The sequence below is a fragment of the Dictyobacter aurantiacus genome, from assembly GCF_003967515.1.
Lineage (GTDB): Bacteria > Chloroflexota > Ktedonobacteria > Ktedonobacterales > Ktedonobacteraceae > Dictyobacter > Dictyobacter aurantiacus.
Genome location: NZ_BIFQ01000001.1, coordinates 5,659,081 through 5,668,304, shown reverse-complemented (window position 1 = coordinate 5,668,304; position 9,224 = coordinate 5,659,081). Strand labels below are relative to the sequence as shown.

Here is a 9,224-nt window from a genome sequence, read left to right as displayed (position 1 = left end):
CTCTCTCACAATCTTATCTATCTACCAGCAGTCCGCTGGCCTCCATGGGCGCGCCGTCCAGCGGCCAGGAGGCAAACTGGTTCCGGGTAATGCGCAAGACATCACGTTCCACGAGAAGATACCCCTGGCGCTCATCCAGCACGCCCTCGGCGGCGCGCCGCTCCCGCATCTTCTCGCGATGAAAGTCCTGGATCTCCTTGTCCAGCGCCAGCTCGCCGCAGGAGAGGAAGCGAATCGCCCCTGTGGCGTCGCGCGCGGTCATCACTTTTCCTTTGTTGTAGAGGCTGGGCGCGAACGGAATATCGATGTAGCCACGATGAAAGGCTTCTACAATCCCCTTCGTCAGCGAGCCATGCCCGCAGAACATGACGCTCTCAAAGAGGGCCTGGAACTCGCGCGTGATGAGCTCCTCTTCCTGCCGCACACGCTCCTCATCGATCGCCACGGACACGGCGCTGCTTATCCCCTGAGCCACCAATCCGATACCCAGCAGATTATCTGTCAGCGCGGGTATCTTGTATGCCTCGACGGGCGTTTTGATGATGATGCGGGTCGCACGCGCCAGGGTCGCGGTGATGGCGGACTGGTAGATAAGCTCCTGGGCGCGCTGGACATCCTGCGGGAAGGCCGCCATGTACTGGCTAAAGACCGTATTCACCTGGACATCGCTGTGGCCGGCGTGGTCGAGCACCTGGCGGGCGACCCGGCCCAACACGCGCACGGCGGCTATATCCTGCGCGCGATTGCCCTGCTCCGCGTAGCCCAGGCTGAGACATTTGACGCCCTGAGCCGCCGCCAGCAGGGACTCCAGCACATTGGTGAGGATCGCCAGGCAGGGCGGGATCAGCGTGCCGGTCAGGACCCCAAAGAACTCGCGATCCAGCTTGATCCCAAATTCGCTGTAATAGAGTCCGGTCAGATAGTCAACATATTGCCAGTTCCTGATCGATTCCTGCAGCGGGTAGTCCTTGTAGTAGGGGATGTTGTAGCAGATGCACCCCCCTTCAAATGAGGTGACGCCACCGGCGTACGAGATCTCGGCCAGCAGGCGTGGATCGCGGGTGCTGTGCCGCGTCTGCAGGGGCACCTTGAGCCGCGCGCTGACCTGGCGCAGAACCGGGACCCCGTGGTTGACCACCGGGAAGCCGTTCAAGCTGCCGTCCTCTTCCCGGTGGCGCGCCAGGTAGCGCAGGGACTCCTCGATCTTGCCGTAGGCCTCGTTCCTGGTCAGGGAATCCACCTGGTAGGAAAGGACCTGCACGCCGGCGCGCTTAAAGGCGCTGAACAGCTCGATCTGCCGCTCCACGCGGGCCACGCCGCAGCGCGGCTGCATCAGCGGTGACAGCCGGCGCGCCTGAATCCGCGCCTGCGCGTCGGCGAAGGAGGGCTGGCGCGCCAGGAACTCGGCGTTGGCGGCCAGGTCGCGGGCCTGCTGCCCGTTCTTCCAGCGCTCCAGCACAGCGCGGCGCGCTCGCTGCCAGTCCGTAGGCTCAAGCTTTTCGTCCGAGACGTTTAAGAGCTGGCTCCCAAAATAGTGGAGGCCGGCATCCTGTTCCAGACAGGCGGTCGACCTGGGTTCATGACCAGCCAGGTCGGCCTCAAGCGTGGCCAGCACATGCTCAATCTCCACAAAGCGGACGAACACGCGGTCGAAGCCCATCTCGCTAAACCTGTACTTGAGGCGCTCATTGTCGCTCGAATCGCCGATGTGCAGGTTGCCACCGAGATACCAGCGCGTCCCCTCGCAGGGGTAGCGCCGCTTCAGCTCGGGAAAGCGCTGCAGATAATAGGCGGCATGCCCATCCATATTGGAGAGCATCACCACATTAAAGAGGCCAGCGAGACTGAACAGGTCCTCTAGCTGACTTTGAATACCCCGGTACACGACGTTGAAGCCGTTCAGCGACAGCGACTGCCGCAGGATCGTCAGGCCAACCGAGTGCGAGTCGCCACCAATACCCGCCAGAAGGATCGAATGCTGTTCACGCACAGATTGTTATTCTCTTTCTCTTATCCCATAAACGAAAGTAGGTGCCGGGCTTGCCCCGGCTTTATTGCGGAGCAAGCCCAAAGCCGGGGCAAGCCCGGCACCTACGGGAGCGGCACCTATTGTAATTCGCGCACGGATTTGGAGCTGAGGGCGATCAGGCAGAGCACGAAGCACAGGACGCCCCCGGCGAAGAAGACCATTGACGCTCCAAGCAGATCGGTCAGCACGCCGACGAGGGCGTAGCCGACCGGCAGCAGGGCGAACGAGCCAAGCATATCGATACTGCTGACACGCCCCAGCTTATCACCGGGAACCTTCTCCTGCAGGAGGGTGATCCAGATGATCGAGAAGAAACCGAGGCAGCCGCCACCGAGCAGGGCGGCCAGCGTCGCCACTATCGGCTCCCAGCTATGGGGTAGCGGCAGTCCAAACACGACCATGGCGACGCTAAGGCCGATCAGGCCGATAAAGAGGGCTATGCCGCGCTGCCGCTTCGGCGGCATCTGCCCCACCAGCAGCATGGCGACCGTGGCGCCGATCGAGTTGGCCATCACCAGCGTGCCCAGCAGCCAGGCGCCCGCCGCGTATGAGTCATGGACCAGTTTGGGGCTCGCGACCTGGCTGGGCCCTGAGACGACGATATTGCATAATGCCGAGATGGGGATGATGATGCGTAACCAGGGCGATTGCAGCACATAGCGAAATCCCTCGCCCGCGTCTTTAAAGAGGCTACGCATATGCCCCATCATACCCGTGGGGGCCGCCGGGGCGGCGCTCTCCTGCGCGGTCGGCACGGCCATGCCTTCCTGCTCGCCCGCCACGTTTTCAAGCTCGGTCGGCACAGCGACGTGTGGCTGCTCCACCATCGCGCGATTGGCCCGCTCGGGCAGCCGCAGCAGGATGATACAGAGCGCGGAAAAAACAAAGGTGGCGCCGTTGAAGGCGAAGGCGCTGGCGGGATTGGAAAATAAGGTGATGCTACCGGCGGCCAGCGCGGAGCCAAGGATGAGTCCGACCTTCTGACTGATGCCGGTCAGCGAGTTGGCCGATGCGAGCGCGTCCTTCTCCACCAGCTGCGGGATAATCGCCTGGTAGGCGGGATTGAAGAAGCCGTCGACCACGCCAAATAAGAGTGCCAGGGCGACCAGGTGCCACATCTGCAGCAGGTGCGCCCAGCCGAGCAGGGCGATGACCAGGACAATGACGGCGCGCACAGTATCAGAATACAGCAACACCAGCCGGCGCGGCAGGCGATCGGCCGCCACTCCGCCAATCAGGAAGAACAGGATGCGCGGGATCGTGCCGGCGACGAGCACGCCGGCGATGGCGGTGCCCGAACCGGTCAGCACCAGCACCTGCCAGGATAAGGCGATGTAGAACGTTCCATCGCCCAGCGCGGATATGGCCTGTCCCAGCCAGAGCAGAGCGAAGGGACGGGACTGTAATGCGCGTGGATAGCGTGTGGCGCCTGTTATAGCTTGACCCATAACTGTCGATACCTCTCTCCATCAAACAATCAAAGAGCAAAAAATAGTATCTATCAATGATCGAGGAAGGCGCTCAGTGGCGCTCCTCAATCAGAAGGGCTTGCTGGATCTCAGATAGGCTGGTAAGCAGGCGCAGTTGTTCGGTAGAGAAGCGCACACCATACTCCTGCTCGATCTCCATCATCAGGCGCAGATGGCCCAACGAATCCCAGGCATCGATATCTCCCATGCCGGTCTCCATGCTCAGGCTCGCTTCGGGAACCTGAAAAACCTGGGCGGCAATCTTAATCAGTTGCGTTTGTGACATGCTCTACCTCCGTGGAAACTTCAAGGGTGATATAAGGGGGCGCGACCAATGGAGTCTGGGCCGCGTGCAGGTCATGACGCCACCAGCGTCCGGCCTCTTCTCCTTCCAGCGGCAGGAAGCCGTGGCGTGGATAGAGGTCGCGCACCGGTGCGTTTTTGGGTGTTGGCAGGAACTCGCCAACGAGATAGCGCGCGCCATGTTCGCGCGCGGCGGTGGCCAGAAAGGCCAGCAGGGCCGTTTCAACGGTGCGGCCCATCACCCGACAGCTCAGCAGCAGGGTCTCGATGCGCGCGTTCTCACCTTCCCAGCACATGATGGCGACGCCAACCAGGCCGTTGTCGCCGTAGCGATCGCGCAGGGTCAGGGTATAGACGTCGCTCGCGCTCCCTTCGGCGAAGGCCCGTACCGCGGACTCGCTATAGCGGCGCGTCGTCAGATTAAACTGGTTGGTCTTCTGCGTGAGCTGCGCGGCGCGGGCCAGCGTGGCGGACGTCACGGGCTCTATCAGCGCCCGCATCTCCAGCGAGGCATAGAACTCTTCCAGCGAGCTGGCCGCGTGCTGCTGCTCGCGCCGCTGCCGCTGCTGGTGATAGTAGTGCCCGCGCTCCAGATCCTCATCGGTCAGCGTCAGGGTCGCGAAGGCGTTCGATTCGCGCAGTACCCGTACCGCTTCGGCAGGCTCATTTGGCATCCTGATAACCTGTACATCGGGCAGCTGGTCCTGAACCCATGCACACTCAACGGGACTATCATCCATAAAGACGAAGCTCTCCAGGCCCAGCTGCAGCTCCTGGGCGATCTGGCGCAGGTTGCTGGCCTTGTCCTCCCAATTGACGCGCAGGGCCGCGAAGTGCTCACGCCTCAGCAGCATCCCTGGATGCGTGTCGAGCACCTCGGCCACATCTTCAGGATTGTTCTTGCTGACCAGCGCCAGCAGGATGCCGCGCCGGTGGAGGGTCAGCAGTTCTTGCTGGAACTGGCGATAGGCCAGGCCGACGCCCTCGTGCCCGATCTGGATGCCAGAGAGGCCATCGGTCCCGATCGAGCCCCCCCACAGCGTCTGATCAGCGTCCAGGGCCAGCACTTTTTTGGGGGCGCCATAGATGGCCTTGATCGTCGCGCCATAGCGGCGCGCCACATGCTCCAGCGCGCGCCGGCTCAGCCGCATGCGTCCCAGCAGCCACATCCGTTCATCGTTCCATACCTGCCAGCCTAGCTCCAGCGCCAGCGCCTCGCAGTCCACCACGTACATGCGTTCACCCCGCTGAACAAGCTCAATCAGCCCGGCATTGTACTGGGAGATGGCGGCGCGAATGGAGTAGGGGGAATTGTGTTCGAGCAGACCGAGCGCGGTGGTCGGTGGAGCAACAAGCGTGTTGAGCAGGAGAATACTGGCGGGGAGATTGGCGTCGATCAATTCAATCATGTGGCGCAGATGCGCGAGCTCGCGCTCCACAAGCATCCGCCGAGCCTCAGGAGGATAGTAGAATGGCTTCTGCAGGAGATCGGCAAATAGATCCTGACTATCAAGCAATAAGATAACGATATCCGGGTGCGCCTGATACAGATTTGAGGAGGGATCAAGGATGTCCTGCTGATATTGACCGAAGCCACTGACATAAAAGGTCGCCTGGAACTGATTTTCCTCGCGTAGAAACCTGGACAGCCAGGGAGGAAAAAGATCAGCGTTAAAGGAACTGAGCAAAGCGATCTGCATCGTCATGTATGCTCCCCGCGCAAAATTAACGAGCCTCAACGAACTCGGTGAGACCGCCTACAGGCGAATAAATAAATGCGATGCGCCTTCCCTGGAAGGCGCGAGCCGGAACCGGTTCGCAGACGACGAGCGCACCCGCGGACCGCGCCTGAGCAACCGCCTGCTCAAGATCCTCTACCTCATAACATAAATGATGGAGGCTGGCCCCCTGGCGTAAGGCACGAGCAACCGGCGAATCCTCGTCATCGGGCTCAATAAATTCCAACGCTACGTTGTTTCCGGCATCTGCGAAAGCAACGCGCACCCGCTGTACCTCGTCGTGAATGATTTCAGAAGGGAAACCAATTGGCACCACGCGACGATAGAGGGGCGCTTTCTCGTCGATGCTATCTACAACGATACCTACATGATGTAACCTCATGTGTATCCTTTCTAGCAGCCTCCTGTGCTATTTACACAAATACAATACCGCACAAGAGAAGCAACCAGACTTGCTAATAGCTTGACATAATGCAGTATTATATTGAAGAATAATATAGCTGTCAATAGGTTAATGAATCACTGAAATCATAGTTACAGTTGTTTCAAGATAGACACACCGCATCTGGCCATAGAGTTGTCATCGCCATCTCCGTTGATTGGTGCGTTGCATACCTGGCAGTAAAATACGTACGATTGCGCAAATGTGGTCTGTGCGTGTGAGATAAAAGGCTTCTCGGTTCCATCGACATTTACTGATACAGCAAGGATAGGACATGATTGATAGCACCAGGGCCAATCCCTGGCTCCCCTGGCCAGGCACATATCCGCAAGCAAAGCTACGCCTGTTTTGTTTTCCCTACGCGGGCGGGGGTGCCTCCGTCTTTCGCAGCTGGTCGCGCGAGCTTCCCTCCGAGGTTGATCTGCGCCCTGTCCAGTTGCCGGGCCGTGAGCGCCGGCTGCGCGAGGACCCATATACCGATCTCGTCCCGCTCGTTGCTGCGGCCAGAGAGGCCCTGCTGCCCTATCTCGACCGGCCGTTCGCCTTCTTTGGTCACTGCCTGGGTGCGTTGATGGCCTTCGAGCTCAGTCGGCAGTTACGCTCACTGCACAATATCGAGCCGGCCATACTCTTTGTGAGTGGTCATCGCGCGCCCCAGTTGCCCGACCGCTTCACCCCGGCCCACATGTTGCCCGACGCCGACTTCGCGGCCGAGTTGCGTCAGCGCAACGGGACCCGCGAGGAGGTGTTGCAAAATCCAGACGTCATGCGCCTGGTGCTGCCGCTCTTGCGCGCCGACTTCGCGGTCTGCGAGACGTATACGTATACGCCGGCGGCGCCCCTGAGCTGTCCGATCGCCGCCTTTAGCGGTGCCGATGATCCCGCCGTGCTACCAGCTGAACTGGCCGGGTGGTCAGAGATGACCAGCGGCACCTTTGCCGCGCAGGTCTTTCCGGGCGACCACTTCTTCCTGCAGTCTGCCCGCCCTCAACTCCTGCAACGGCTGACTCAGGATCTTACCCGCACCATCCAGCAACTGCCGGATGCCTAGTTTTCTTTATACTTTGAAGGAAAAGGAGCGAGCCCATGTCCCAGGATGAGAAAGAAGATACCACCCTTTACAAGGTGGTCGTCAACCACGAAGAGCAATATTCCATCTGGCCCCTCGACCGCGAGAATCCCGCTGGATGGAGGGACGCCGGCAAGAGCGGCCCGAAAGCCGAGTGCCTCGCCTATATCCAGCAGGTCTGGGTGGATATGCGCCCCCTCAGCCTGCGCAAACACATGGAGCAGGCGTCCCTGAGCGAATAAGCGCGCCGATGAGCTCCTGAACCATGGCCTGGTCCTCGGCCAGGAGCTCCTGTTATGTTATTCATGGGGAAGTGGAGCAACCTGCAGAGTTATTTCCTCTACGCGACCAAAGTGGTCGCCGCTCCCGATAAAGAGATGCTTCATGTCGTAGCCCGCCACATCCTTGACGTTTTCGCTGCCAAAACGCACGCTGGCACCATCGGGCAGCGTTGCCTTGAGGGCCAGCAGATGCCCGAGCACGCCCGGCCGAGCTGTGTCGTCCTGCAATAGCTGACTCAGCGTCTGCTCGTGGTGCGTAGCCACGGTCAGATCGGCGTGGAGCCCCTGTTCGGCCAGGCGTGCCTGCAACAGGGGCAGTTGCACGTGCGCGGAGGCCGTACAGGTCAGGTTATCAGCGTTGATCTGCATACTCGCCCCACCCTGTTTTTGGGCGCCAGGTGGATCATACGCATACGCGCGCGCGGAGGATGCATCTTCTCCACTGCGGCAGGCCGCGACACAGTCGCGTAGACGCTGACGCAAGATCGGGAGGGGTGGCTCGGCAACAACAGGTTCGGGAAGGAGGATGCCCGGATTCAGGATCTGGTCGGGATCAAAGGCGTCCTTCAGGGCGCGCTGGGCGGCCAGTTCAGCCTGGGTGAAGCGCAGATGCATATGCTTGCGCTTCTCAGCGCCAATCCCGTGCTCGCCAGTCAGGGTGCCACCCAGTTCCAGGGCCGCCAGGACCAGTTCGTCGCACGCCTTGCGTACGGTCTCGACCTGGCGGGGATCATGCCGATCATACTGAAAGACGGGGTGGATATTGCCATCGCCGGCGTGACCCGTGGTCATCAGGTCGAGCTGATGAGTCCGGGCAATCTCCTGGGCGGCATATAGCATGTCGTGAATGCGCTGACGAGGCACGGTCGTATCCGCGATGTAGAAAGCGCGCCCGGTGGTGAGCAGCGCCTGGGCGCCAAAGATGCGTCCCTGCCAGAGCAGGGAGCGCTCCTGAGGACTCCTGGCGAGGCGCAGTTCGCGCGCCTCGCCACGCAGCAACTTCTCGATCTGCGCTCGCTCAGCCTCGACCTCAGCGCCATTGCCCGCGACGTCAATCAGCAGGAGAGCCTCGGCGTCCAGCGGATACCCTGAAGGGCGAACGCTTTCAAACAGCCGGGCGGCCCGATGATCAAAGAACTCCAGCGCCGTCGGGGTGATGCCGGCGCGAATGATGGCCGAGACGGCGTGCGTGGCCGTTTCGGCCCGGTCGAAAATTGCCAGCACAGTATGCGTGATCTCGGGTAAAGGTGCCAGGTCGACGACAGCCTCGGTAATCACGGCCAGGGTGCCCTCCGAGCCTATCAGCAGGCCACGCAGATCAGGCCCGGTCGCGCTGGCCTTCAGGTGCGCCACCGATCCATCGGCCAGAACAGCGGTGAGCTCCTGCACATGATGCGTCGTCACGCCGTATTTTAAGCACTGAGGGCCGCCAGCGTTGGTGGCGATGTTGCCCCCGATGGTCGAGATCTGCGCCGAGGCCGGATCAGGCGGAAAAAAGAGACCATGTGGCCTGACCTGCGCCTGCAAAGCGCCGTTGATCACTCCAGGCTCAACCACGGCCCACAAGCCCTCAGCATCGATCTGCTTGATGCGTTTGAATTGCCGCATGTCCAGGATGAGCGCGTCGGGAGAGGAGTGGAAGCCCTCACAGATATTGGTGCCCGCCGCCCGTGGGATAACCGGCACGCCATAGGCCGATGCGCAGCGCATGGTCTGGATCACATGCTCGATCCGCGTGGGCCGCACCAGCGCGCCCGGCAGACTCTGCTGCGACCAGAAGTCGCGCGCGCTCGCCTGCAGCTCTTCGCCAGTGACAGAAAGCACCTCCGCCGGCAACGCGGAGCGCATTTTCCGGATAAATTCAGGATGGATCCCCATGGATATCCTTTCTC

The 9,224-nt window shown here is 61.1% G+C and carries 8 protein-coding genes; 2 read left to right on the top strand and 6 right to left on the bottom strand.

The genetic code is table 11. The features are described 5' to 3' along the window. Positions 1 to 13: 13 nt before the first annotated feature. The 5 genes from KTT_RS22920 to KTT_RS22900 all read right to left on the bottom strand — a co-directional run bounded on the left by KTT_RS22920 (position 14) and on the right by KTT_RS22900 (position 5,922). The gene (locus KTT_RS22920) at positions 14 to 1,990 is read right to left on the bottom strand and encodes a methylaspartate mutase subunit E (protein ID WP_126598603.1); all 1,977 of its coding nucleotides are present in this window, start codon (positions 1,988 to 1,990) and stop codon (positions 14 to 16) included. Positions 1,991 to 2,106: 116 nt separating this feature from the next. Further along, positions 2,107 to 3,477 carry an MFS transporter gene (locus KTT_RS22915; protein WP_126598601.1) on the bottom strand — a complete coding sequence of 457 codons (1,371 nt, stop codon included), beginning with the start codon at positions 3,475 to 3,477 and terminating at the stop codon, positions 2,107 to 2,109. 73 nt (positions 3,478 to 3,550) lie between these two features. Beyond that, positions 3,551 to 3,784, bottom strand: coding sequence for an acyl carrier protein (locus KTT_RS22910; protein WP_126598599.1), 234 nt, complete (start codon positions 3,782 to 3,784; stop codon positions 3,551 to 3,553). Beyond that, positions 3,762 to 5,507, bottom strand: a complete 1,746-nt coding sequence (locus KTT_RS22905) for an HAD-IIIC family phosphatase (protein WP_126598597.1) — start codon at positions 5,505 to 5,507, stop codon at positions 3,762 to 3,764. Before KTT_RS22905 ends, KTT_RS22910 begins: the two co-directional genes overlap by 23 nt. Positions 5,508 to 5,526: 19 nt before the next feature. Beyond that, positions 5,527 to 5,922, bottom strand: a complete 396-nt coding sequence (locus KTT_RS22900; protein ID WP_126598595.1) for a VOC family protein — start codon at positions 5,920 to 5,922, stop codon at positions 5,527 to 5,529. A 334-nt stretch (positions 5,923 to 6,256) separates the two neighbouring features. Between KTT_RS22900 and KTT_RS22895 the strand changes: the two genes are divergently transcribed. Both KTT_RS22895 and KTT_RS22890 read left to right on the top strand, forming a co-directional pair. After that, the gene (locus tag KTT_RS22895; protein ID WP_126598593.1) at positions 6,257 to 7,033 is read left to right on the top strand and encodes a thioesterase II family protein; all 777 of its coding nucleotides are present in this window, start codon (positions 6,257 to 6,259) and stop codon (positions 7,031 to 7,033) included. Between the two features lie 35 nt (positions 7,034 to 7,068). Further along, the gene (locus KTT_RS22890; RefSeq protein WP_126598590.1) at positions 7,069 to 7,293 is read left to right on the top strand and encodes an MbtH family protein; all 225 of its coding nucleotides are present in this window, start codon (positions 7,069 to 7,071) and stop codon (positions 7,291 to 7,293) included. A gap of 57 nt (positions 7,294 to 7,350) precedes the next feature. On the opposite strand, the gene KTT_RS22885 is transcribed toward KTT_RS22890, so the two are convergent. Continuing rightward, positions 7,351 to 9,210: an FAD-binding oxidoreductase gene (locus tag KTT_RS22885; protein WP_126598588.1), complete on the bottom strand. Its 1,860-nt coding sequence runs from the start codon at positions 9,208 to 9,210 to the stop codon at positions 7,351 to 7,353. Positions 9,211 to 9,224 lie beyond the last annotated feature (14 nt).